24 protein-coding genes are annotated in these 22,842 nt (G+C 74.0%); 6 read left to right on the top strand and 18 right to left on the bottom strand.

Annotation, left to right across the window (positions count from 1 at the left end; translation table 11 throughout):
• The first annotated feature begins 143 nt into the window (after positions 1-143).
• From ACFCLZ_RS06385 to ACFCLZ_RS06375, 3 genes are all read left to right on the top strand, one after another.
• Positions 144-1,136 (top strand): DUF6528 family protein, encoded by a 993-nt coding sequence (locus tag ACFCLZ_RS06385; protein WP_380283740.1) that lies wholly within the window; start codon positions 144-146, stop codon positions 1,134-1,136.
• Between the two features lie 293 nt (positions 1,137-1,429).
• On the top strand, positions 1,430-1,735 hold the full coding sequence (locus ACFCLZ_RS06380) for a hypothetical protein (protein WP_380283739.1): 306 nt from the start codon (positions 1,430-1,432) through the stop codon (positions 1,733-1,735).
• Positions 1,732-2,328: an acyl-CoA thioesterase gene (locus ACFCLZ_RS06375; protein WP_380283738.1), complete on the top strand. Its 597-nt coding sequence runs from the start codon at positions 1,732-1,734 to the stop codon at positions 2,326-2,328. The genes ACFCLZ_RS06380 and ACFCLZ_RS06375 overlap by 4 nt, the downstream gene beginning before the upstream one ends.
• 242 nt (positions 2,329-2,570) lie before the next feature.
• Here ACFCLZ_RS06375 and ACFCLZ_RS06370 read toward each other — a convergent pair whose 3' ends face one another.
• On the bottom strand, positions 2,571-3,515 hold the full coding sequence (locus ACFCLZ_RS06370; RefSeq protein WP_380283737.1) for an ROK family protein: 945 nt from the start codon (positions 3,513-3,515) through the stop codon (positions 2,571-2,573).
• 378 nt (positions 3,516-3,893) lie between these two features.
• Between ACFCLZ_RS06370 and ACFCLZ_RS06365 the strand changes: the two genes are divergently transcribed.
• Complete coding sequence (locus ACFCLZ_RS06365) at positions 3,894-6,110, top strand: transglycosylase domain-containing protein (RefSeq protein ID WP_380283736.1); 2,217 nt, start codon at positions 3,894-3,896, stop codon at positions 6,108-6,110.
• A gap of 119 nt (positions 6,111-6,229) precedes the next feature.
• Here ACFCLZ_RS06365 and ACFCLZ_RS06360 read toward each other — a convergent pair whose 3' ends face one another.
• The 8 genes from ACFCLZ_RS06360 to ACFCLZ_RS06325 form a co-directional block, all read right to left on the bottom strand.
• Entirely contained in the window at positions 6,230-6,667 is a 438-nt protein-coding gene (locus tag ACFCLZ_RS06360) for a hypothetical protein (RefSeq protein ID WP_380283735.1), read from the bottom strand.
• Positions 6,664-7,101: a hypothetical protein gene (locus tag ACFCLZ_RS06355; protein ID WP_380283734.1), complete on the bottom strand. Its 438-nt coding sequence runs from the start codon at positions 7,099-7,101 to the stop codon at positions 6,664-6,666. The genes ACFCLZ_RS06360 and ACFCLZ_RS06355 overlap by 4 nt, the downstream gene beginning before the upstream one ends.
• 192 nt (positions 7,102-7,293) lie before the next feature.
• Positions 7,294-7,878, bottom strand: a complete 585-nt coding sequence (locus ACFCLZ_RS06350) for a hypothetical protein (protein ID WP_380283733.1) — start codon at positions 7,876-7,878, stop codon at positions 7,294-7,296.
• Positions 7,879-8,035: 157 nt separating this feature from the next.
• Positions 8,036-8,479 carry a hypothetical protein gene (locus ACFCLZ_RS06345; protein WP_380283732.1) on the bottom strand — a complete coding sequence of 148 codons (444 nt, stop codon included), beginning with the start codon at positions 8,477-8,479 and terminating at the stop codon, positions 8,036-8,038.
• Between the two features lie 105 nt (positions 8,480-8,584).
• Positions 8,585-8,722 carry a hypothetical protein gene (locus tag ACFCLZ_RS06340; protein ID WP_380283730.1) on the bottom strand — a complete coding sequence of 46 codons (138 nt, stop codon included), beginning with the start codon at positions 8,720-8,722 and terminating at the stop codon, positions 8,585-8,587.
• Positions 8,723-8,737: 15 nt separating this feature from the next.
• Entirely contained in the window at positions 8,738-9,001 is a 264-nt protein-coding gene (locus tag ACFCLZ_RS06335) for a hypothetical protein (protein ID WP_380283729.1), read from the bottom strand.
• A 6-nt stretch (positions 9,002-9,007) separates the two neighbouring features.
• Positions 9,008-9,628: a DJ-1/PfpI family protein gene (locus tag ACFCLZ_RS06330; protein WP_380283728.1), complete on the bottom strand. Its 621-nt coding sequence runs from the start codon at positions 9,626-9,628 to the stop codon at positions 9,008-9,010.
• Positions 9,629-9,691: 63 nt separating this feature from the next.
• Complete coding sequence (locus ACFCLZ_RS06325; protein WP_380283727.1) at positions 9,692-10,429, bottom strand: SDR family NAD(P)-dependent oxidoreductase; 738 nt, start codon at positions 10,427-10,429, stop codon at positions 9,692-9,694.
• A gap of 49 nt (positions 10,430-10,478) precedes the next feature.
• Here ACFCLZ_RS06325 and ACFCLZ_RS06320 point away from each other — a divergent pair, with 49 nt between their 5' ends.
• Positions 10,479-11,387: a helix-turn-helix transcriptional regulator gene (locus ACFCLZ_RS06320; protein ID WP_380283726.1), complete on the top strand. Its 909-nt coding sequence runs from the start codon at positions 10,479-10,481 to the stop codon at positions 11,385-11,387.
• A gap of 51 nt (positions 11,388-11,438) precedes the next feature.
• Here ACFCLZ_RS06320 and ACFCLZ_RS06315 read toward each other — a convergent pair whose 3' ends face one another.
• From ACFCLZ_RS06315 to ACFCLZ_RS06280, 8 genes are all read right to left on the bottom strand, one after another.
• Positions 11,439-12,530 (bottom strand): hypothetical protein, encoded by a 1,092-nt coding sequence (locus tag ACFCLZ_RS06315; protein ID WP_380283725.1) that lies wholly within the window; start codon positions 12,528-12,530, stop codon positions 11,439-11,441.
• Positions 12,527-13,066: an RNA polymerase sigma factor gene (locus ACFCLZ_RS06310; protein ID WP_380283724.1), complete on the bottom strand. Its 540-nt coding sequence runs from the start codon at positions 13,064-13,066 to the stop codon at positions 12,527-12,529. The genes ACFCLZ_RS06315 and ACFCLZ_RS06310 overlap by 4 nt, the downstream gene beginning before the upstream one ends.
• Entirely contained in the window at positions 13,063-13,302 is a 240-nt protein-coding gene (locus ACFCLZ_RS06305; protein WP_380283723.1) for a hypothetical protein, read from the bottom strand. Before ACFCLZ_RS06305 ends, ACFCLZ_RS06310 begins: the two co-directional genes overlap by 4 nt.
• 207 nt (positions 13,303-13,509) lie before the next feature.
• Positions 13,510-14,829: a cytochrome P450 gene (locus tag ACFCLZ_RS06300; RefSeq protein ID WP_380283722.1), complete on the bottom strand. Its 1,320-nt coding sequence runs from the start codon at positions 14,827-14,829 to the stop codon at positions 13,510-13,512.
• 106 nt (positions 14,830-14,935) lie between these two features.
• The gene (locus ACFCLZ_RS06295) at positions 14,936-15,322 is read right to left on the bottom strand and encodes a hypothetical protein (RefSeq protein ID WP_380283721.1); all 387 of its coding nucleotides are present in this window, start codon (positions 15,320-15,322) and stop codon (positions 14,936-14,938) included.
• A 163-nt stretch (positions 15,323-15,485) separates the two neighbouring features.
• Complete coding sequence (locus ACFCLZ_RS06290; RefSeq protein WP_380283720.1) at positions 15,486-15,908, bottom strand: hypothetical protein; 423 nt, start codon at positions 15,906-15,908, stop codon at positions 15,486-15,488.
• 3 nt (positions 15,909-15,911) lie between these two features.
• Positions 15,912-16,499, bottom strand: a complete 588-nt coding sequence (locus tag ACFCLZ_RS06285) for a hypothetical protein (RefSeq protein WP_380283719.1) — start codon at positions 16,497-16,499, stop codon at positions 15,912-15,914.
• Between the two features lie 313 nt (positions 16,500-16,812).
• A complete protein-coding gene (locus tag ACFCLZ_RS06280; RefSeq protein WP_380283717.1) occupies positions 16,813-20,001 on the bottom strand; it encodes a M28 family peptidase in 3,189 nt (1,062 codons plus the stop codon).
• A 453-nt stretch (positions 20,002-20,454) separates the two neighbouring features.
• Here ACFCLZ_RS06280 and ACFCLZ_RS06275 point away from each other — a divergent pair, with 453 nt between their 5' ends.
• On the top strand, positions 20,455-21,864 hold the full coding sequence (locus ACFCLZ_RS06275) for a helix-turn-helix domain-containing protein (RefSeq protein WP_380283715.1): 1,410 nt from the start codon (positions 20,455-20,457) through the stop codon (positions 21,862-21,864).
• A 147-nt stretch (positions 21,865-22,011) separates the two neighbouring features.
• Here ACFCLZ_RS06275 and ACFCLZ_RS06270 read toward each other — a convergent pair whose 3' ends face one another.
• Positions 22,012-22,842, bottom strand: coding sequence for an alpha/beta fold hydrolase (locus ACFCLZ_RS06270; protein ID WP_380283714.1), 831 nt, complete (start codon positions 22,840-22,842; stop codon positions 22,012-22,014).

Below are 22,842 nucleotides of genomic sequence, written 5' to 3'. Positions count from 1 at the left end.
TCCTCTCGCCGTGCCCTCCGGTTCCGATCTAACCAGCCGGGTACGACAAGCGGTGTTTAGGCCGGTCGGAGGCCGCGCGCTGGCGGCCGGCCGGGGAGCGCCGCACGGTGGTGGCGGGGGACGGACGACGGGAGGTGCCGGCGGTGTCGAGGCGGGCACGGCTGTGGCGGACGACGGCGGGCCTGGCGGCCCTGGTCGTGGGCGCCGGCGCGGTACCGGCGACGGCCGCCGGGGTGCGGCTCGGATGGGCGGTGGCCGTGGTGGACCAGGCCTCGCGACGGGTGCTGGTGGTGCAGAGCGCGGACGAGCTGATCGCCTACCGCGGGCCGGACCGGCAGCCGGTGGTCTGGTCGTGGTCCGCGGACACCGCCGGCGACCTCGGCGACCTCGACCCGCGCCGCACCTGGGCGTTGCCGGACGAGGCGAAGAGCCGGGTGCGGGACGGCCGTCGGTACCTGCTGGTCACCGCCTCCGGGGGCCTGGCGGCCCTCGTCGACACCGCCACCGGCGCCACCGCGTGGGCCGCCGACACCGGACCGCGGGCCAACCCGCACAGCGCCGAACTGCTCCCCGACGGCAACGTGGCCGTCGCCGCCTCCACCGGCGGCTGGGTGCGGTTGTACGCCGCCTCCCTCGGACCGCGCGCCACCGCGCACGCCGAGTTCCGGCTGCCGGGCGCGCACGGGGTGCACTGGGACCGCCGCGCCCGGCTGCTCTGGGCGCTCGGCGACGACACGCTGACCGCGCTGCGGGTGGGCGGCACCGCGGCCGCGCCGACGCTCACCGCCGAGCGGACGGTGCCGCTGCCCGAGCCGGGCGGTCACGACCTGGCGCCGGTGCTCGCGGCGCCCGGACGGTTCTGGGTGAGCACGGCGGCGCACCTGTGGCGCTTCGACCCGGCGGCGGACCGCTTCACCCGGATCCGGCTGGGCGGCGAGGGGGCCGAGCGGGACATCAAGAGCGTGGGCGACGAGCCCGGCACCGGGCGGCTGCTCACCGCCGCCCCGGACCACGCCGGTCCCTGCTCCTGGTGCACCTCGGTGCTCACCCTGCACCGCCCGGACGGCAGCCGGAGCCTGCCCGGCACACACCTCTACAAGGCGCGCTGGTGGACCAGTTGGGGGAGCGGGGCATGAGCCCGGGGGAGGGCGGCCGGACCGGGGGAAGGACGGGGGCAAGGACCTGGGGAACGGCCGGGGGGAGGGGCGGGGGACGGGCCGGACCGGGCTGGCATTCGGTGGATGCGGCTGATTTTATGCAACGCCAAACTACTCCAATAGTGGTCAGTTTCCGCTCCGGTTCCGTATACCTCCCGGTAGCGCCCCGGGCTGGGATAGCGTCCATGGCGCCGGGGGGATCCGGGCCCGCTCGGCGGGTTCGCACCAACCAGAAATGCCCTACCCATCCCTACCCATTCAGGGAGAGAACTGTGCGAAATTTCGTTTCGGAATCGCGGTCCGAGAGCGTGGACGAGCTGCGGCTCGCAGTGGAATCACTGGCGGCCTTCCCGGCCCGCGCCGCGTTCCGCGGGACGGAGGTCGCCGACCGCCTGGCGTCGGTGGCGGATCTGTGCCGGGCGGTCGACGGCGTGCTCGACAGTCTGGTCGTCGAGGCCGCCGCCGAGGCCGCCGAGGAGGGCTGGACCGCGGCCCGGATGGCGTCCGAACACGCCGTCTACTACGCGCGGTTGCGCCGGGCGCTGCTGCTCACCGGTTCCACGGCAGAGCAGCGGTGAGCGCGGCAGCCACCCACGCGGTGGACGTCAACGCCCACGTGGTGGTCTGTCCCACCCGGTGGGCCGACGTCGACGAGAACGGGCACATCAACAACGCCCGGCTGGTCTCGTACGTGCAGGAGGGAATTTACGACCTGTTCTGCCACCACGCGGTCGCCGTCCGGGAATCGCTATTCCCGTCGGGATTCCTGATCGCCCGGCACGAGATCGATTATCTGGAGCAGCTGCACCACCGGCCGGAACCGTTGCTGGTGCGGCTCACGGTCGAACGACTGGGGCGCAGTTCCGCGCACGTCGTGGTCAAGGTGTGCCGTGACACGCACACGTTCATGCGGGCCCGGACGGTCGTGGTCGCCAGGGACGCGGTCTCCGGCCGGTCCCGCACGCTCAGCCCGTCGGAGCGACGGTTCCTCTCCGGGTTCCTCGCCGACGAAGCGGCTCCCGTGGTGCCGCCCCGGGTGGCGATCGCCTCGCCGCGCGGGTTGCTGGCCACGGCGTCCTCCGGGCACCACCAGTCCCGGCGGTGCCTGCCGAACCCCTCTGCCCTCACCAGGGGCGTTTCGGTGGTCCCGGACGGGCGTCGCGCCCGCTGACCTCCGCCGCGACCCCGATCGATGAGCGGCAGGATCCTGCTGGGGCAGGATCCTGCTTGGTTGTGCGGGCAGGGGATGGGATGGCGGCCGGGGGTGTGGCCGGGCCGGAACCGGGGGGCGGAACCGGGGGCGGGACCGGGGTGGCGCCGCTGGAGGACGAACTCCGCGGCGGTGGTGGGGAATTCGGATGTGGACCAGGTGCCGCCGGCCATCGGCCGGCCGCTCGGTGCTGCCCGGGCCGGTCAGCGGCAGAGCGCGGCCGCGCCGATCAGCCCGGCGTCGGTGCCGAGTTCGGCGCGCCGCACGTCCAGCCCGCGGACGTAGGACAGGGCGGCGTAGCGGTCCAGATGGCGGGCGAGCGGCTCGAACAGGACCGGGCCGGCCGTCGCCACCCCGCCGCCGATCACCACCCGCCGCAGGTCGACCAGTGCGGCGGTGGCGGCGATCCCGGCGGCCAGTGCCTGGGCGGCCCGGTCGAAGGCGGCCAGTGCCACCGGATGCCCGGTCAGCGCGTCCTCGGCCACCGCGCGCGCCGAGCGGTCGTCCGCGGCGGGCCGCCAGCCCCCGGCGAGGGCCCGGCGGGCGATCGCGGTGCCGCTGGCGATGCCCTCCAGGCAGCCGCGCGAGCCGCACGGGCACGGCTCGCCGTCGAGGTCGACGGTGATGTGGCCGAGGTGCCCGGCGTTGCCGCTGGGGCCGGGGCGCACGGCCCCGTCCAGCACCAGGCCGGCGCCGACCCCGGTGGAGACCACCAGGCAGAGCGCGTTGTCGGCGCCGCGGGCCGCGCCGCGCCAGTGCTCGGCGGCGGCCATCGCCACGCCGTCCCCGGCCAGCGCCACCCGGCGGGCGCCCACGGCGGGGTGGGCGGCGACCTCGGCGGTGAGCGGGAACTCCCGCCAGCCGGGGATGTTGACCGGGCTGACGGTGCCCCGGGCGAGGTCCACCGGGCCGGCGCTGCCGATCCCGACGGCGGTGACCTCGCCCCACCGCGGCGCCGCGGCGAGGTGGTCCAGCACCCGGTGCACGACGGCCAGCACCTCGGCCCCCGCCGCCCGCGCCGGGGTGGGCAGCTGGACGCGGTGGGCGAGCGTCCCGGCGGAGTCGACGAGCGCCCCGGCGATCTTGGTTCCGCCGATGTCGACGGCGGCGAACAGTTGGCCGGCGGCGTCGGGCGAGGGTGCGGTCATGGCGGGTGGCTCCGGGTGAGGGCGAGGGCGAGGGTGAGGGCGTCGGGTGGGCGGGACGGGGCGGAACGGAACCAGCAAACAGGATCGGGCCGACGGCGCGGACCGCGGGGTGGCGGGGATCGCGGGGCAGACCGCCTGCCCTTTCGGGCCGTTCCGGCCCGAACCGGCGGCGCGGATCGTACCCGGGAGTGTGCAACCTTCCGCCGCGCCCACCGCGTCACAGTGATGTCGGCGCACCGTCCTCAATATCCTTTCGCGACAGTGAAGTTCGTGCACTATTTGTCGGGTTCCGGTCGCCCTCCGGGCCTGTTGCAGAGCTGTGACAGTCCGGTGGGAAAAACTGTTCGATCCACAAGGATCGAGGGCTAGCATTCCGGCATGGCATCGAATCTCCCCCCGATATGGAGTGCACCCGAGGACGAGCCTCCCGCACCTTCCAGGAATTCAGCGCTGCGGTTCGCCCGCTACGGCGTGACCTTCCTGGGGGTGAGCGTGGTGTCCGGTGCGCTGCTCGCCGGCCTCGCCCTGCCCGCCGCGGGCGCACTCGGGTTGACCGCCAAGAACACGGCGGAGGGCTTCGACGACATCCCGGACGACTTCAAGACCCCGCCGCTCACCCAGGCCACCCAGGTCTTCGACGCCAAGGGCGGGCTGATCGCCAAGGTCTACGAGCGCGACCGCACCGTCCTCGCCGCCGAGCAGATGTCGCCGTACATGCGGCAGGCCCAGGTCGACATCGAGGACGCCCGCTTCTACGAGCACGGCGCCGTCGACCTCAAGGGCGTGCTGCGCGCGATCAGCAAGAACGCGGAGAGCGGCACCGCCTCCGAGGGCGCCTCGACACTGACCCAGCAGTACGTGAAGAACGTCAACATCGAGAAGGCCGGCGAGGACCAGGAGGCCGTCCTGGCCGCCATGCGCAAGACCCTGGGCCGCAAGATCCAGGAGCTGAAGGTCGCGATCAAGCTGGAGGAGGACCTGCCGAAGGAGCAGATCCTCACCAACTACCTCAACATCACGTACTACGGGAACGGCGCCTACGGTGTGGAGGCCGCCTCCCAGCGCTACTTCAGCAAGTCCAACAAGGACCTCACCGTCGCCGAGGCCGCCACCCTGGCCGGCCTGGTCCAGAACCCTTCGCAGTACGACCCGAAGGCGCACCCGCAGGCCGCGCAGAACCGCCGCAACACCGTGATCGACAAGATGCTGGAGAACAAGCACATCACGGAGGAGCAGGCCAAGGAGGCCAAGGCCGCGCCGCTGGGCCTGAAGTACAAGGACCCGCAGCGGGGTTGCATCACCGCCCAGGCGGGCATGGGCTTCTTCTGCGACTACGTCCGGCAGGTGGTCAAGCGGGACCCGGTCTTCGGGGGCACCGCCGCCGAGCGCAAGAAGTTCTGGGACCAGGGCGGTCTGAACATCTACACCACCCTCGACCCGGAGAAGCAGGCCGCCGCCCAGAACGCGGTGAGCTCCAACGTGCGGGTCACCGACAGCGTCTCGGCCGCCGCCAGCATGGTCGAGCCGGGGACCGGCAAGATCCTGGCGATGGCCCAGACCCGCCCGTACGGGATCGAGCCGGCCAAGAACCAGACCGTCGTCAACCTCAACGTGGACGCGGCGATGGGCGGCGGCAACGGCTTCCAGCCCGGCTCCACCTTCAAGCCGGTCGTCGCGGCCGCGGCGATGGAGGCGGGGCTGCCGCCGACCCAGGAGTACACGTCCCCGAACCGGATCGAGTACCCGACGATGAAGACCTGCGACGGCACCTGGAAGAACACCGACAGGCCCAAGACGACGGTGCCCAACGAGTCCGCGAGCGAGAAGGGGCCGTACCAGCTGAAGCAGGCGATGGCCCTGTCGGTCAACACCTACTTCGTTCAGATGGAGCAGGAGATCGGCCTCTGCGCGGTCAAGCAGATGGCCAACAAGCTCGGCATCACCTCCCGGGCCAGTGGCAAGCCGCTGGACGAGGTCCCCGCGATGGCCCTGGGCGTCGAGGAGGTGAGCCCGCTGACCATGGCCGGCGTCTACGCGGCCTTCGCCGCCGGCGGCACGTACTGCGCCCCGGTCGCCATCAGCAAGATCACCACCGTCGAGGGCAAGGACGTCCCCGTCCCGCCCGCCCGCTGCGAGACGGCGTTCTCCGAGAACACCGCCCGGGTGCTGAACACCATCCTGAACGGGGTGACCGAGAGCGGCGGCACCGGTTCGGCGCTCAGCCTGGAGGGCGACCGGCAGATCGCGGGCAAGACCGGCACCTCGGACCACAAGAAGGCCGCCTGGTTCAGCGGTTACACCCCGCAGCTCGCCACCTCGGTCTGGCTCGGCGGCCCCGCCGGGGGCGTGGAGATGCGCAACATCACCATCAACGGGAAGTACCGCCCCGAGGTGTTCGGCGCCGACGGCCCCGGCCCGATCTGGCGGGACGCCATGAACCAGGCACTGCGGGGTACGCCCAAGCAGTCCCTGCCGATGGCGGACATCCCCGACCCGGCGCCCAGGACCGACCCGGGCGCCACCGGCAGCGGCTCGGGCGCGCCGTCCGGCGGCTCGTCCGCGGGTTCCGCCACCCCGCCCGGCGGGCGGCGCTGACGTCCGTCCGGCCCTCGGCCTGAACGCCCTCGGCCTGAACGCCCTCGGCCCGAACGCCCTCCGACCGAACGCCCTCCGACCCGGCCCGGGTCGGAGGGCGTTCGGCCTGGCGGGGAAGCCTAGAGCGGACCCCAGCGGTAGAGCGCGGAGCCCCAGGTGGCGCTGTGCGGGAAGGTGGTGGAGAAGGTGACCGCCTTGCTGAAGCCGTTGTTCGAGCCGACGGGTCGGATCTTGGTTTCGAGCGTGTAGACGAGCGAGAGCGGGTACAGGCAGAGCGACCAGGTGTAGGTGCCGTCCTGGACGCGGATGTCCTCGCCGGGTGCGCTGCCGCCCGGGCTGTTGAGGGTCCAGGCGTAGGTGCCGGCGTCCAGGTGCAGCTGTCTGTAGACGCACTTCTCGGGCGGGGTCACGGGGGCGGGCAGCGGGGCCACCTGCCCGTAGTCGTCGAGGAACTCGTGCTCGGTGACGGCGGAGGCCGGGGTGACGGCCGGGCCGGTCACCAGGGCCAGGGCGAGGGCCGGCAGGGCGAGGATCCGGGTGAGTGCGCGCGGCTTCACTGGAGCGGCCCCCAGTTGTAGAGCATGGATTCCCAGGTGTAGGTGTAGGTGAAGGTGATGTCGAACGAGGTCTCCCGCTGGTAGTACGCCCCGCCGCCCACCTTGCTGATCGTGGTGGACGCGCCCCACACGGTGGCGCGCGGGAACACGCAGAGGGTCCAGGTGTAGTCGCCGTCCTGCACCTGGATGTCCTGGCTGGGGGCGTAGCCGCCCGGAGTGCTGAAGCTCCAGGCATAGGTGCCGGGGTTCAGGTGCAGCTGGCGGCTGGTGCAGTTCTGGGACGGGGTCACGGGGGCGGGCAGCGGGACCAGTTGGCCCCAGCCCTGCAGGAACTCGTGCTCGTAGGCGGCGTTCGCCGGGGTCACCGCCACACCCGTCAGCAGGGTGAGGACGAGGGCCGGGAGGGCGAGGATCCAGGTGAGTCGGCGTCTCATGCGTACCTCCGGTCGGCCGGGCGCCGTCGTGGACGGTCCCGGCGGTGGGGGGTCCAGTGGTCTACGCCAATTCTGCTGACCCGCCCCGGGTCCTGCCCATCCCAGAACCCTGGGAGACGGCGGCGCCCCCTCACCGCGGAGGGGGCGCCGCCTCGCCGTACCGGGTGCGCCGAAGCGGACCGCGCGGGACCGTTACGCGGGGAAGGGCCAGGTCGGGCACCAGGGCCAGACGATCTGGCCGGGGACCGGCGGGCCCCACGGCGGGCACGGCGGGAGGGGCGCCTGGCCGGGCGGGAGGGAGGTCCACAGGGCCTTGCCGTCCAGCGCGACCGCGATCAGGCCCTCGTTGTAGATGTCCAGTTCGGCGCCCCAGCGGCCGCCCGTCCGGCTGTTCCACAGCGGCGTGCCGGCGGCGGAGTACACGACGAGGTTGCCGTCGCCCTGCATGACCAGCGCATTGCCGTCCGGCATGGCGCCGGGGGCCACCCAGAGCGGCTTGTTGTCGCGGTAGAGCACGACGTTGCCGTCGCCCTGCATGGCGAGCACCACCCGGCCGTCCGGCGAGTACCAGGCCTGGTTGCGGCCTATCGAGGTGTTGCCGGGGATGCGGGTGGGCGTCGACAGCGCCGCGGTCGCGGCAGCCGCGGCGGGCGGCGCCCCGGCGGTCGAAGGGGCGGGCGCCGCCGCGGTGGCGTGGGCGGTCCCGGCGGTGAGGGTGGCGAACCCGACGGCGGCGACGGCCGCCAGGGCGGCGGCCCGGGTGCGGAGCGTGGTCATGGCGGGGTTGGGGATCCTTCCGGGCGGGGGCGGCGACCGGGTGGGGCCGCCGTACTGGCGGCGCGTCAGCTGACCCTGCGCGCCGGGCGCCCAGGCTATGGCCGCCGGTACGGCGGGCGGCGGCAGAAGGACCGGCAGCTTCCCGGCACCCCGCCGGTCAGCGGCCGTTGCCGAAGGTGCCCCGGGGGCCGGCGGGTTCGGCGCAGGCCTGGCAGAGGACGCGGGAGTAGACGGCCGCCGGGCCGCGGATCACCGCCTCGACGCCCCCGTACAGGGACCGCGTCCCCGCCGGCCCGCCGCAGAGGTGGCAACTGCGCAGCGCCTGCGCCTCGGTGTAGCAGTCCCAGCAGACCAGGCGGTCCGCCTCCTCGGCCAGGACCACGGTCGGCTGCGGGGCGGCCAGGTGGCCGCAGTACCGCAGGCTGCCGTCCTCCTCGGCGCGGAGCATCACCGCCCGGGTCTCCCGGAACCACGGCGGGGCCTGTTCCGGGGTGGTCCGTACCGGGGCCGGGCGGCCGGACGCGATCAGCAGGCGCTCGGCGTGGTCGCCGGCGGCCCTGATCTGGTCGGTGACGGCGAGGTGGGCGGGGTCGTCGCTCATGTGCACGTCCTTGTGCGAACGGTGGGACGGGGGCAGCGGTGGGGGGAGCGGCGTCCGTGGTGCGGCGCCGCTCCCGGTCTCCAACTGTCCTACCCGGCTCCCGCGTTATCCCTCCCCGGCGGTCGGCGTGTCGGCGTGCGCCCCCGGCGCGCACGGTGGCCGCGCGCCGAGGGAGTGCCGCAGTTGGTCGAGGCCGAACCCGAAGCGCTCGTCGAAGGTCGTGTCCTCGAGGTGCCGTGCCACCCGGCCGAGCGCCGGCTACCGGTCCAGCGTTCCGACCCGGCGGAGCACCGGCCGGTCGACGAAGCCGTCGCCCCCCTGGCCGCCGGCGAACGGGACCCGGTGCGCGCCCCACCACGGCGGATCCTGTTGATCCGGGCCCTCGGCGTCCCAGGCGCTCATCCGATGCTCGCGGACCTCGACGATCCGCTCGGCGGAGTACAGGGGGCCGCACGGCAGCACCCCGAGGAGTGGGCCGTCGCCGTCGTGGCACAGCAACGAAGCGCGCGGCGAGCGGATCACGGGCCGCTAGCCGAGCTGGTGGGCGCGGGCGAGCACCTCGGCCGGGGCCTTGGCCACCGAGCCGGTGTCGAAGGGGGGTTGCGGGTCGTACTCGGTGCAGAGCTGGATCGCCTGGGCGGTGACCTCGTCCGTCAGCAGCGCGGCCAACCGGACGGCCATGTCGATGCCGGAGGAGACCCCGGCCGCGGTGATCAGCCGGTCGTGCCGGACCACCCGGTCGGCGGTGTAGACGGCGCCGTGGGACTCCAGTTCGGCGGTCGCCGCCCAGTGCGTGGTCGCGGTCAGGCCCTTCAGCAGGCCGGCCGCGCCGAGCACCACGGAACCGGTGCAGACCGAGGTGGTGAACCGGGTGCCGGCGTGGATCCGGCGCACCCAGTCGACGAAGCCGGGATCCGCGAGCATGGGCCGGATGCCGCCCCCGCCCGGGACCAGCAGCACGTCGCAGCGCTCCACCTCGGAGTACGCGGTCGGGACGTGGACCGGCAGTGCGCCGAACGTGTCCCGCACCAGGCCGGGTTCGGCGGTGACGAAGCGAACGGTGGCGCCGGGCACGAGCGCGAGAATCTCGTAGGGTCCGATCGCGTCGAGCGGTTCGAACCCCTCGAAGAGCGGGATCACGATGTCCATGCGCCGCAGCATAGCCAGCGCCCGCCCGCCCAGCCCGGCCCCGCCCGTCGCCGGCCCCGCCCGTCAGCCGTCGCGCAGGACGCGGCGGCCGACGGGCGGGGCCAGCCGCAGCAGGGCCAGCAGCGCGCGGGTGGCGCCGACGGCGACGACGGGCCGTCCGCGCACGATGCCCCGCACGACGGCGTCCGCCGCCCGGGCCGGGGCGAGCTTGCGGGCCGGGCCCTCGCGGCCGGCGGTCATCGCCGTGTCGACGAGCGGCAGCACGACCTCCTGGACCCGCACGCCCGGGCTGGTCGTCCGCGCCTGGTGGCGCAGCGACTCTAGCAGGATGTGCACGGCCGCCTTGGTGGCGCAGTAGACCGGCGCGCTCTGCTTGGGCGCGTACGCGAGACCGGACGTGACGGCGACGAACGCGGCGCCCGGCGGGCCCGCGGGCGCCGCGGCGGCGAGGTGCGGCCAAGCGGCGGCGGCGAGTTCGACCACCGAGGCGAGATTGACCTCGATCTCCTGCCGGGCCAGGGCGAGGAGCTCCGGATCGGGGCCCAGGGTGAGCGGAGTGCGGTACTGGACAGCGGCGTTGGCGACCACGACGTCCAGGCCGCCGAGGCGTTCGACGGCCTCGGCGACGACCCGCGCCGCCTCCCCGGGCACCGCCAGGTCGGCGCGGACGGCGTGCCCGCCGGAGGCGGTGCGGCCGCAGGTGACGACGCTGGCGCCGAGGGCGGTCAGGGCTTCGGCGAGGGCCAGGCCGACACCGCCGGTGCCGCCGGTGACGAGGACGCGCTTCGAGCTGAGGTTCACGCCCGCCATCGTGGAGCGGCGCCGCCCGGTCCGCTTGTACGATCGCGCCATGCCCCGAAGCGGAGTCACCGGAGCCGACACAGCGCGCTCGGTCCGCCCGATGATGACCCGCGCGGTGCTGCACACGCTCGGCCCGCACCATGCCGGCGACCCGGGGCGGCGCGCCGAACGCCTGCTCGGTGACGGGCTGCCGGTGCCGGAACGGCTGCACGCACGGCTGGTGGCGGCCCTCGCGGCACGCGGCTGGCCCGCGCTGCGCACCGCCGCCGACCGGCTGCTCGCGGCCGACCCGCTCCTCGCCGACCTGGCCCGGTGCGGCGACCTGCCGCAACTCCTGGCCCGCGTCGGCCTGGTGGAGCCCTGGTTCCACGCCGGACACCGGACCCGCCGGGAGCTGAGGGACGACAGCACCCTGACGGTGCGCCACCTCCCCTCCCTGGGGAGAGCGCCGGGCCCGTCCGAATCCCTGCTCGTGTGCGCCCTGGACGTGGTCGGCACGGCGGCCGTCACCGGCCGCACCGCCCGGGTCGCGGTGTCGGCCGACGGCGCGGCGGGCCGTCCCGAGGAGGTGCTGCGCTCGGGCGCGTCCAGGGTCGCCGGCTGGCGGCTGCGCTGGTCCGACGGCCCGGCCGCCCCCGACCCGCACCCGCTGGACGCCGTCCGCGCGCACTTCGCCCGGGACCCGGCCCGGCCCTGGCGCCTGCCCACGACCGCCGCGCTGCTCGACCTGGCACCGCGCACCCTCCAGCGCGGCCTCGCCGCCGCCGGCACCTCCTTCCAGGCGCAACTGCTCGCCGTCCGCCTCTCCGTGGCCGGCCACCTCACCGCCCGCACGGCCCTGCCCCTCGCCGACATCGCCGCCACCGCCGGCTTCACCGACCACGCCCACCTCACCCGCCGCTTCCACGCCCACTACGGCTGCCCACCCTCGGAATTCCGCCGCGCCGGCCACCACTGACCCGGTCGGCCACGGCGCGGCGGCGGTGGGTCGACGGGGACTTCACCCGGATCAGGCCCAGGACATCTCAGCCGTCGCCGTCCCGGGCCGGACCACGTAGATGCCGGAGCCGGCCGGGGTCTCCTCGGAGTCGGCCATGAGCCGCTCGACATCCACCGTCGGCGGCCACCGGGTGCCCCGCAACGACCAACGGACGCCCGCGAGATCGACGCCCGCCAGGTCGACGTCCTGGAGGTTTGCCGCGGTGAAGTCGTCCAGCGCACCGGTCAGGAAGGCCGTGCAGAGTCCCGGTACGGGCCCCCGGACAAGAAGGACGCCCGCGTCGGCTTCCAGCTTGGCCGTGAGGGTTGTGGCGAGCCGGGAGGCAATTCTGTTGAGGCGGACGAGATGGTCGCGGGCGGCCCCGATATCGGCGAAGTCGTCGGTCTGGTGTGCGATCACCATCAGGGGCCTTCGGAACCGCGACAGTTGGCGGTGGGATCTGAACTCGTGGCCTTTCAGATCGTGGGCAAGGTAGGCCGCGATGCGCATGGTGGACTGGAAGAGGAGCAGTCGAACCGGTTTGTCGGTCTGGTCGTGCTCTCGCGGCTCCGTCGGGTGACCGGCGCCGTCGTCGAGTGCGCTGACGTGGTGCGCCAAGCTCCGGGCCTGGAGCCGAACGGCCCGGTTGGCGAGGCCTCGGTGCTTGATCCGCGTCAGGAGACGGTGGATCGCGGTGCTGCGTCGCCAGATGATCCCGATTGCTGCGCGGTCGGCGACGAGGATGGCGATCTCGGTGGCGAGCCCGATGCCCTCCAGGAGTGCGACTTCCGCAACGCCTTCGAGGATCACCGGGTGCCGACGCAGAGTTAGCTGATCCCTGTGGCTGAGCTGTTCGAAGGGCAGACTATGGTCCTCCTCCGTCGTCGCCGGCTCCTCGACCACGGGATCCGGCGCGTGCGCGGTCGGTTGGTGGATCGCCGCCAGGCCGGCGACGAGGTCCAGTGAACGCGCGAGATCCTGGACCAGGGAGTCATGGTGCGTGTGGATCCTCACGTCCCGCAGGCCGATGTCGAGATCCAGGGTGATGGCCAGGTCCTCGACGAGGCGGTCCCGTTGAGCGGTGAGCCAAAGGGACGTCGCGTCGGTGCCGGGCGTGGTCATGAGTCCTCCCGGTTCCTGAGCCGACCGGCGACCGCGCGGCGGGCCTTCATCAGATTCGCGCGGATCGTCGCCGGGTTGATGCCCAGCTCCTCGGCGATCTCCGTCGGGCTGTAGCCGTCCACGCTCCAGGCCAGTACCTGGCGTTGCCGTGGCGGCAGGCTGCCGAGGAGGTCCAGCAGCTCCTGTCTGCTCTCCATTTCGGCGAGTTCGTCGGTGGATCGGATCAACGGTCCCGGGGACTCCGGGAGTTCGTCCATCGGGTCCTCGGGCACCCGGCTGACGTACCGGACCAGGTCCCGGGAGGCGACCCGTCGCAGCCAGGCCTCGGGCGAGCGGATCTGCGACCAGCGCTGGTACGCCTTGATCATCGCCTCTTGGGCGAGGTCTGCGGCCAGCCTCGCCGGCGCGCCCTGCCACATCAGGAAGCCGACCAGTCTGGGGGTGAAGCGAAGGTAGAACTCGTCGAACTCCTCCTGGTCGGCCCGGTGTTCGGATGCCGGGAGAACGACCAGCCGAGCCGCGTCGTCGACGTTCACTCCTGCGGCTCCCGTGCACTTCGGGCGACGGTCAGCGTCCACGTGCTGCCGTCGCTGTGTACCTCGTGGAGGCGGCTGCCCCTGGGCAGGGTGCGGGCCAGTGCCTCCAACGTCCTTCGGTGGGCGTGTTCCTGGTGTACCCGCCACCGCAGGCGCAGGTACTGGCAGACCACGGTGGTGACTCGGGCGGCCACCGCGGACGCCGTGATCACCGCCGAAGCGCCGAGCGGATCCATCCGCTCCTCCTTCCCGACGGCCCGCCGGTGCGGGCCTTTCACAGGGAGGAGGCGCCGCGGCGCGCGGGCGTGAACCGATCGGGGGCGATCGGGGGGATTCGGTCCGGTGAGGGAGTCTTCCGGGGCGGGGGAAAGGGGGTACCGCGATTCGGACGGAACCGGGGGCGGCTGGTACTCAGCGGGCCCGGTGCGCCGTGCGCCCGGCGGTCAGCCGGTGGGGGTCGGCGTCAGGACGGCGGGTGTCGGGCCGTTCGGGCGGACGGTGATGCTGTAGACGGAGCCCGACGGGGTGCTCAGGAATTCCACCGTGTGTGCGGGGAGCAGGAGTTCGAGCAGTGCGGTGGACTCGCGGAGGGCGAACTGGGTGCCCAGGCAGGCGCGGGCGCCCAGGCCGAAGGGGAAGTAGGCGCCGAGGTGGGCGGGGCGGCTGCCGCCGGGGGCGAACCGGGTGGGGTCGAAGCGCTCCGGGTCGGGCCACAGGGCCGGGTCGCGGTGGGTGAGGTAGGGGCAGACCAGCAGGTCGGTGCCGGCCTCGACGCGGTGGCCGGCGAGCGTGTCGTCGGTGAGCGCGTGGCGGGGGAGGATCCACGCCGAGGGGTAGAGCCGCAGCGTCTCGCTCACCAGCGCCTGCACCGCCTCGCGCCGTTCGGGCGAGCCCTCGGGGCCGGCCGCGAGGGCGCGGTCGCGGGCGCCGGGGTTGGCGTCGAGGAGCAGGTACAGCCAGGTGAGGGTGGTGGCGGTGGTCTCGTGGCCGGCGACGAGCAGGGTGACGAGCTCGTCGCGGATCAGCCGGTCGGTGTACTCGGGGTGCTCCTCGGCGGCGTCGAGCAGGACGCGCAGCACCCCGGGGCCGTCGGGGCCGTCCTCGTGGCGGCGGGCCGCTTCGATGGCGGCGTGCGCGACGGCGTCGATCCGGGCGAGGTCCCCGGCGACGGCGTCGCGGGCCTGGTCGCCGTCGGGCAGCTGGGGGAGGGCGGCGACGACGGCGGGGATGCGGTCGAGTTCGCGTTCGGTGGCCGCGTCCAGCGGGTGGCCGGTGAGCGCGCGCCAGATGGTGTCGAGGGCGAAGTGGCGCATCTCCTCGCCGAGGTCGATGCGCGCGCCGGTGCGCGCGTGGCCGGCCCAGCGGTCGGCGGTGCGGCGCGCGGCGTCGGCGATCCGCTGCTCGTAGCGGCGCATCCCGGGGCCGGTGAACTGGGCCTGGAGCATGCGCCGTTGGCGCCTCCAGGCGTCGCCGGTGGCGGACAGGACGCCCTCCCCGGCGAGCATCCGGGCGCGGTGCGAGCGCTTGACGTAGCGCTCGGGGTGGCGGCCGAGGACGTGCTGGACGGCCTCGGGGTCGGTGACCAGGACGGTGGGCCGAGGGCCGATCCGGAACGCGGCGACGCCGCCGAGCCGCTGCCGGGTGCGGGCCAGCAGCTCGACCAGCTCGGCCTCCTCGGTACGCCACTCCTCGACCGCCTCGGGCGGCAGTTCGGGCACGGGCACGGGCACGGGCACGGAGCCGGGGTTCGCGCTGGTGGTCACGGGATCTCCTCGGTCGGCGACGGTCGGCCCGCGCCGACTCTACGTCAGCGGCCGCCCCGCCGGGCACCGGGAAGCGGGGAGGCCGAGCCACCGTACTGACGTTCCGTCAAGGGGCGGACGGTGGCCGGAAGAACTGCAGGACGGTGGCGGCGCCGAACAGGAAGGCGCTGGCCGCGAACAGTTGGAGGCCGTTGCCGTGCCGCAGGGCGACGGCGCCGCCGGTCAGGCCGAGGGCGCTCCCGACGGAGAACGCGGCGAGCTGGACGGCGGTGATGACGCGGTGGCGCGTGCGGCCGGGCCGCTCGCGGGCGGCGGACCGCGGGGCGCCGTTCGGGCAGCCGTTCGGGCAGTCGTGCGCCCGCTCGTCGGGGCCGCCGTCGAGGCCGCCGTCGGTGCCGCCACAGGGGCCGCCGGGGCCGGTGCGGACCGGCGGGCGCAGGTCGAGGGCGGGAAGGGTAGCGTCGATCCGCTCGCACGGCGCGGTTTCGGGCATCGGCGCGCTCTTCTTCTGGTGTTTGCCCGCTCGAATGTGCGGTGTGCCATTGTTGAACATGTCGAGTGCTCCTGATGAGTGCTTGTCGGGGCTGTCCGCCGGCCAGGGCCGGAATCCGCGTCGGCGGGCAGCTGTCCTGTGGTGCTCCTGAAAGGTGCTCAGGTCACGGTCCCCGCCGCCACCCGGTGCTGAGATGGGCGATCCGGTGGAGCTGGGCGCCGCCCGCGACGGCGGTGAGGCCGACGGTCCACTTGGTCGGCTCGATCACCACGGCCAGCACGCCGGCCAGGACGACCATGACGAGCCAGGCCAGGTCGGCGCGGGTGCTCTCGAAGGTGATGTTGACGACCATGGCTCCCCGGCGGGTCCGGGGCGCGCTCGGCCTGGTGCTCGCCCCGGGGTTGAGCAGCACGACGTTCTCCTCTCCGTTGCGGCGCAGCCGGCGGCGGCGTTCGACCTCGTCGCGCAGCCGCTGGTAGTCCTCGTCCGACACCGCCGCGCAGGTCCGCGGTGCGGTGGTCTTCAGCCTGGTGGCAGGGGGCGGTTCGCTGTCGTGCGTCTCCTTCGTGGTCTGGAGCGTGAGCATGTGTCAGTCGTCCTTCCTGTTGACCAGCATGGTTTCCTTGATCAGTTCCTCGAGTTGGTCGAGATGGGGCTCCTGCTTCCTGAGCGCCTTCCGGGCGTAGTGCAGGGTGGTGCCGACGGTGGCCTTGAGCATGCCCGCGGCCTCGGCGGCCTCGGCCCGGCTCATCCGGAAGACGATCTGGCAGTGGTAGACGGCCCGTCGGCGGGGCTGGAGTCCGTCGACGGCCGTGAGGCGGTCGGCGTCCTCGTCGAGGTGGCCGCGGAGCAGCCGGGAGAGCGGCTGGAGGGCGAGCGGCGCACGGGTGGCGGCCGCGGCGAGGCGGCACTGGGCGGCCCAGGACATGACGGTGTCGTAGACGACGGTCTCCGGGGCGCTGCGGGTGTTCTCCCAGTCGCAGAGGGCGCGGATGACGCCCTCCGTGGCGACGGCCTGCGGGTCGACCCGCGGGTCACCCTCTATTCGGAACGCCTCGGTGGTGCAGAAGGGGAGGAAGTCGTGCTGCAGCCACTGGTGGACCTCCTCGGGGATCTCTGCCGCGGTGTCCCGGTCGAGGGCTTCCCCGTACCAGTCCGAGGGTGGCTGGTGTGCCACTCGGTCCGCCTCCTTCCGCGCCGGCGCGCACGCGCGGCGGTGTTCCCCCGCCCGCTCGCAGTGGTTCTCCTACGGGAGGGAAACTAGGCGGCCGGAACGACCCCCGTTTACTGAGGGGAACGCCCAGGTGGCGGGCCGTGATCGTTTGTCCGGTCCAGACCATTCGGGGGGCGGGACCCGGGAACGGCGCCGCCCCGGCACCGGGCCGGGGCGGCGCAACGCTGTCCGGACATGCGGCGGCGGTGCCGCGATCCGTCCCCCTCGACGAACCGCGGCACCGCCCTTATCCCGTCCCGGAGACGATCCGGTCCGCTCAGATCGCCTGCCAGAGGGCCGGGACGATGTTGGGCTCCCAGCCCACCTGGGCCGTGTGGCCCTGGAGGCACCGGTAGCTGACTCCGTTCCAGGTGACGACGTCACCCGCCTGGTACGTGGTGCCCGGGGTCCAGGTGCCGCCACCGGGGCCCGGGTCGGAGGTGACCACCAGCGAGTAGCTGCTGGTGTGGCCGACCGAACCGGTGCCGGTCACGGTCAGGTTGTACGTCCCGTTCGGGACCGACGAGCCGACCGCGATGCTGAGCGTCGCGGAGCCGCCGGACTGGACCGAGGAGGGGCTGACCGAGGCGGTCACACCGGCCGGCGCGCCGGAGACGGCGAGGTTCACCGTCTGGGCCGAGCCGGAGGTGGTCTGGGTGTTCACCGTGGCGGTGGTGGACTCGCCCGGCTTGACGTTCCCGGTGGCCGGGTTGACCGAGACCGAGAAGTCGTTGGTCGGGATCGGGCCGCTGCCCACCGAGGTCTTCCACAGGGTGTAGGCGACGCCGTCGGCGCTGCGGTCGAGCACGGTGGCGTTGATGTTGCTGGTGGTGTCGCACGACGAGTGGTAGCAGGAGTCGTACGCCCGGCCCGCCGTGCCGCCCCACTTCGCCGCCTGGGACGAGGTCTTGGTGGCGCTGGCGCCCGCCGCGTAGCCCGAGGTCGGGATGCCGGCCGACTGGAACGAGGCGTCGTCCGAGCGGCCCTGGCCCTCGACGTTCTCCTCCGGCTGGAGGTTCAGCGAGTCCCAGTACGCCTTCATCGGCGCCGAGGTGGTGGAGTTGACGTTGTTGATGAAGTAGCCGGCGTTGGGCGAGCCGACCATGTCGAAGTTGTAGTAGCCCTTGATGGCGCCGCGCTGGGTGGAGCTGAGCTGGCTCACGTAGTACTGCGAGCCCTGGAGGCCCTGCTCCTCACCCGTCCACCAGGCGAACCGCACGTGCCGGGTCAGGCTGGGGTTCTGCTGCGCGAGGACGAGCGCGTTCTCCAGCAGGACGGCCGAGCCGGAGCCGTTGTCGTTGATGCCCGGGCCGGCGCTGACGCCGTCCAGGTGCGCGCCGAACATGGTGACCTGGTCGGACGGGCCGCCCGGCCAGTCGGCGATCAGGTTGTTGGCGGTGTAGGTGCACGAGCCGCAGGTCTGCTCGCTGACCTGGTAGCCGGCCGCCACGAGCTTGGCCTTCACGTAGGCCAGCGACTGGCTGTAGCCGGAGGTGCCGGTGCGCCGGTTGCCGCCGTTCTGCGAGGCGATGGTGTTGAGCTGCGCCAGGTGCGCCTGGACGTTGGCGACGCTGATGTCGGGCGCGCTGCCGCCGGGGTTGCCGCCGCCGACCGTCAGCGTGTACTGCGCGGTGTGGGTGGCCTGGCCGGTGGCGGTGACCGTGATGACGTACGTGCCCGGCGCGGTGCTCGCGCCGGTGGAGACGGTCATCGTGGCGGAGGCGCCGGTCTGCACCGAGGACGGGCTGAAGCCGACGCTCGCGCCGCTCGGGGCGCCGGAGGCGGTCAGGTTGACGCTCTGGGCGGAGCCCTGGGTCACCTGGGTGTTGACCGTCGCGGTGGCCGAGGAGCCGGGCTGGACGCTGCCGGAGCCCGGGTTGAGCGAGAGCGAGAACTCGTTGACCTGGCCGGTGCAGGTCGGGTCGCCGCTCTGGGCGGGGACGCTGATCGCGTCCCAGGCGGCCTTGGTGCGGTTGAAGAGGTTGCAGCTGGCGTCGAGGTTCTTGGCGGCGGTCAGGGTGGTGGTGCGGTAGCGCTTGTAGGTCATGCCGCTGGTCTTGAGGAGCATGCCGCCGTAGAAGATCCGGCCGGCGTCCTTGATGCCGACGCCGGTGACGGAGGAGCTGTTGCAGGTGGGGCTGGTGGGCTTGCCGCCGCCGGGGTTGGAGCCCTCGGCGAGGAGGTAGAACCAGTGGTTCAGGGGGCCGGCGGCCGCGTGGACCTCGGTGCTCGGGATGGAGGCGGAGTAGCAGTTGGGGTTGTTGCTGACGAGTGAGGGATTGTACATGTTGCGGATGGGGCCGCTGCCGACGAGGTTGATCATCTCGCCGACGAGGTAGTCGGGGCTGTCGTACGGCGCGGGCTGGTTGGCGTAGGCCTCGGTGAGGGCGCCGAAGATGTCGCCGGTGCCCTCGCCCAGGCCGTTCTCGTTGTTGGCGCCGCCGGGGGTGAACTGGTCGATGCCGTGGCCGAATTCGTGGCCGACGACGTCGATGGAGGAGATCCACTCGTTGGCGTTGCTGTGGCCGATGGAGATGGAGGAGCCGTCCCAGTAGGCGTTGACGTCGTTGAGGCCGACCTTGACGGGCCAGCTGCCGCCGTTGCCGTTGTGGCCGTTGCGACCGAGCCAGTCGCGGAGCATGTCCCATTCCTTCTGGGCCGCGAACATGGCGTCGCCGCAGCCGGTCTCCTTGCTGGTGGGGCTGCCGTTGCCCCAGGAGTCGGAGGACTTGGTGAAGACCTGGCCGGTGGCGTTGTCGGCGCAGCTGAGGCCGGGGCGGCCCGGGTCGCGCAGCGAGTAGGAGCTGCCGGAGCCGGTGGTGTTGATGGTCGGCGAGGGGCCGTTCCACTTGCTGTTGAGCGTGCCCGCCCGGACGTCGTCGTAGCTGTCGATGACCTCGCCGCTGCGGGCGTCGACGAAGACGTGCAGGGTGCTCGGGGCGGTCGCGGTGCGGCCGGTGAGCACGGTCTCCCAGGCGAGCCGGCCGGCGCCGTCCTGGACCCGGACGACCAGGCGCCGGGACTGCACGCCGTCCACCTGGGCCAGTTTGGCGCGGGCGGTCTTCTCCGCGTTGGCGGCGCTGACCAGGGCGGTGGTGGGCACGCCGAGCGGGCCGGAGGCGGCGGACTGCAGACCGCGCACCTTGCCCTGGCCGTCGGCGAGGACGACCGCGTCGCCGCCGACCACCGGCAGCCCCTTGTAGGTGCGCTCGTAGGCGACCGAGTAGAGGCCGCCGACCCAGGGGGTGACGGACTGGCGCTCATAGGTCTCGTTCGGCCCCTTGGCGAGGGCGTCCAGGCCTGCCGCGGCCGCCTGGTCGGCGGCGTTGACGGCGGCGGCCAGGGCGCTGGGGGGCGCCGCTGCGGCCGGGCCGGGATCGGCGGCGGCCTGGCCGACCGCGGTGGCGGTCAGCATGCCGGCCAGGACGGTCAGGGTGGTTCCCGCCGTCAGCAATCTGCGTTTCATTCCGAGGCTCCTCGAACGTGGGGGTGCTCGACCGCGGACGGTGTGCCGTCAGGGCGCTCACCGCGGGGCCGTTTGGGGGACGGCCGTTGCGGGCGTCCGCGCTCGGGTGCCGGAACCCTCACACGCCGTCATGGCCCGGTCAACGGTTCGGGCATGCCGGGCGGCCGGTTGGCAAATTCCGTCAAGTCACGTCAGGAGGCCTCGCTGCGCGGTGAGTTGACGCCTGGCGGGACATCCGGGCAGGTGGGGGCGGCCGAACCGGTCCGGGCGGCCGGTGTCGGGGAGGCCGGGGCGGCCGGTGGAGAGGTTGAGACCAAAGAGGGGAGAGGTAGAGACCAGTGACGGAAAGTGGTTGAGACCATCTCATGTACGCCGCAGGCCCTCGTCCAGTACCGTCCTCCTCAGCGGACCTCCTTACCGGAAGGCCCGGAACGCACTCGGGAGGGCAGCCCCGTGCACCGGAACCGGGCGGCGACCAAGCCCGCCGAGGACGAGGCCTGGCGTGCCTTCGGGCTGCGCCTGCGCCAGTGGCGCCGCCGCGCCGGCCTGACCCAGGCCCAGCTCGGCGCCGAGATCGGCTACGACCACACCGCCGTCAGCAAACTCGAACACGGCACCCGCCGCACCAGCCCCCGGATCGCCGACCGCCTCGACGACCTGCTGCTCGCCGACGGCGACCTGCGGGCCGCCTGCCGCCTCGCCGAGGAGGGCGTCCTGCCCGCCCCGGCCGGCCCCCCGGCCGCCGACCCCGTCGCGCCCGCACCCGGCGACTGGACCCGCGCCCCGCTGCCCGGCCCGCCCGTCGCGGCCCTCGTCCCCGCCCTGCCGCCCGGCCTCGCCACCCAACTGCCGGTCCGCCTCCCCGACTACGGGCTGCTCTGCCCGCTCCACGACGCCGCCGGCTGCGACGTCCCCCCGCCGGCCGACCTCACCGTGCTGCACGCCGCCTTCCGGGCCGCCGACCCCGCCGCCGCCCCGCCCCTGGACCCCGACACCGTGCACGCCCTCGCCGGCCTGCTCGCCGCCCACCTGCGGGCCGGCGACAGCCCCGGCGCCCCCGGGACCGGCGCCGTCGAGGACACCCTGCGCGTCGTACTGCGCCGCCTGGCCGCCCACCCGGCCGGCCCCGCCCGCCGCCCGCTCGCCCGGCTCGCCGGCGAGTACGCCCACGCCGCCGGCGCGCTGCGGATGCAGGACGGCCGCAACGCCACCGCGATGGCCTGCTTCTCCCGCGCCCTCGGCTGGGCCGAACTCGCCGAGGACGCCGCCACCCAGGTCGCCGCGCTCAGCGACATGAGCTTCCTCGCCCGCCTCGACGGCGACCCCGCGGCCGCCCTCGGCTACGCCCACGAGATCGTCCGGGTCGCCCCCGCCCGGCACTGGGCCGGTGCGATGGGCCAGATCGGCCTGGCCCGCGCCCACGCCATGACCGGCGACGTCCACGCCACCGTCCGCCACATCGCCCGCGCCCGGCACCACCTCGACCACATCGGGGTCCACGACGAGTCCGACGCCGCCTGGCTCTCCATCGCCTCGATGCGGCTGCGGGTCGAGGCGGGCGCAGCCGCCGCGCTGCGCGACGCGGCCGCCGCCGTCGACGACCCCCGGCTCGCCCGGCGCGCCGTGGACGCCGCCGAGACCGCGCTCGCCCTGCTCGCCCCCGACCAACTGCCCTCCGCCCGGCTGCTGTTCACCGTCCGGGTGGCCGACTGCCACCTGCTCGCCCACGATCCGCGGGCCGCCGCCGAACTGCTCCGGTCGGTGCTGGCGGCGGGCGACGGCGAGGACGGGCTGCCGCCCCTGGTCCGGCGCGAACTGGCGGGGCTGCGCGGCCGTTTGGTCGGGCACGGCCTCGCGGGCTGAACGGGCCGGAGCGCTCGCGGGGCCGGGCGCCGTCGGGCACCGTGATGCCCACGCGCCTCGATCACCGTCCGCCCGTTGCTCCGGCACAGGGTCGCGGCCGACGGGCCTCAGCGGGCCTCAGCGGGCGTCAGAGGGCGTCAGAGGGCGTCAGAGGGCGGCGAGGAAGGCGTCCAGCTCGGGCTCGAAGAGGTCCGGGCGCTCCAGCGGGACCATGTGCGCGGCGCCGGGCAGCACCAGCTCGCGGGCGTGCGGGGCGGTGTCGGCGACGGCCCGGGCGTTGGCCAGGATGTCGGCGCCGTCCAGCTCCCCGGTCAGGACCAGGGTCGGCACCGCCAGCTCGCCGAGCCGGTCGGCCGCGCCCGCCTCCCGCGGACGCCCGGCGCCGAAGCCGGCGGCGTGGCGCAGCACGTTGGCGGTCACCGAGGCGCGCAGCCGCTCCCGCAGCGCGCCGTCCACCTCGGCGGGGGAGCGGTGCGGGCCGTCCGCCCACATCCGCAGGAAGTGCTCCACGAACCGGCCCACGCCCTCCTCGCCGCCGGCGCCCAGCGCGGCGATCTGCCGCTGCGTGTGGTGGGTCACGAAGGGGTCGGTGAACGGCCGTCCGCTGACGCCCGGCGCGGTGAGCACCAGGCCCGCCACGCACCCGGGGTGGGTGAGCGCGGTGTCCAGGGCGATCCGGGAGCCGAGCGAGAGCCCGACCAGCACGGCGCGCGGCACGTCCAGGTGGGCGAGCAGGGCCCGCAGGTCGTCGGGGTGGGCGTAGTCGCCGCCGACGGTGGAGGAGCGGCCGTGCCCGCGGGCGTCGTAGCGGACGACGTGGCGCCCCGCGGCGGCGAGCCGGGTGAACTGCTCGTCCCAGCTGTGCCGGTCCAGCAGCCCGCCGTGCAGCAGGACGACGGCGGGCCCGGCGCCCTCCGCGACCTCGTAGGCCAGCTCGCCGCCTTCGACGGCTGCGGTGCCGGTGCGCGCTTCGGTCAT

The organism is Kitasatospora purpeofusca, from assembly GCF_042691725.1.
GTDB lineage: Bacteria > Actinomycetota > Actinomycetes > Streptomycetales > Streptomycetaceae > Kitasatospora > Kitasatospora purpeofusca_B.
The sequence above is the reverse complement of the archived record's forward strand: the minus strand, read 5'-3'. Positions and strand labels throughout refer to the sequence as shown.

What these genes read in the sequence shown, in the direction of transcription:
- ACFCLZ_RS06370 (WP_380283737.1), bottom strand. Translation starts at nt 3,515, where the DNA reads ATGACCGCACCCTCGCCCGACGCCGCCGGCCAACTGTTCGCCGCCGTC.
- ACFCLZ_RS06270 (WP_380283714.1), bottom strand. Translation starts at nt 22,842, where the DNA reads ATGACCGAAGCGCGCACCGGCACCGCAGCCGTCGAAGGCGGCGAGCTG.
- ACFCLZ_RS06330 (WP_380283728.1), bottom strand. Translation starts at nt 9,628, where the DNA reads ATGGACATCGTGATCCCGCTCTTCGAGGGGTTCGAACCGCTCGACGCG.
- ACFCLZ_RS06350 (WP_380283733.1), bottom strand. Translation starts at nt 7,878, where the DNA reads ATGACCACGCTCCGCACCCGGGCCGCCGCCCTGGCGGCCGTCGCCGCC.
- ACFCLZ_RS06295 (WP_380283721.1), bottom strand. Translation starts at nt 15,322, where the DNA reads ATGCCCGAAACCGCGCCGTGCGAGCGGATCGACGCTACCCTTCCCGCC.
- ACFCLZ_RS06345 (WP_380283732.1), bottom strand. Translation starts at nt 8,479, where the DNA reads ATGAGCGACGACCCCGCCCACCTCGCCGTCACCGACCAGATCAGGGCC.
- ACFCLZ_RS06320 (WP_380283726.1), top strand. Translation starts at nt 10,479, where the DNA reads ATGCCCCGAAGCGGAGTCACCGGAGCCGACACAGCGCGCTCGGTCCGC.
- ACFCLZ_RS06315 (WP_380283725.1), bottom strand. Translation starts at nt 12,530, where the DNA reads ATGACCACGCCCGGCACCGACGCGACGTCCCTTTGGCTCACCGCTCAA.
- ACFCLZ_RS06355 (WP_380283734.1), bottom strand. Translation starts at nt 7,101, where the DNA reads ATGAGACGCCGACTCACCTGGATCCTCGCCCTCCCGGCCCTCGTCCTC.
- ACFCLZ_RS06290 (WP_380283720.1), bottom strand. Translation starts at nt 15,908, where the DNA reads ATGCTCACGCTCCAGACCACGAAGGAGACGCACGACAGCGAACCGCCC.
- ACFCLZ_RS06305 (WP_380283723.1), bottom strand. Translation starts at nt 13,302, where the DNA reads ATGGATCCGCTCGGCGCTTCGGCGGTGATCACGGCGTCCGCGGTGGCC.
- ACFCLZ_RS06365 (WP_380283736.1), top strand. Translation starts at nt 3,894, where the DNA reads ATGGCATCGAATCTCCCCCCGATATGGAGTGCACCCGAGGACGAGCCT.
- ACFCLZ_RS06280 (WP_380283717.1), bottom strand. Translation starts at nt 20,001, where the DNA reads ATGAAACGCAGATTGCTGACGGCGGGAACCACCCTGACCGTCCTGGCC.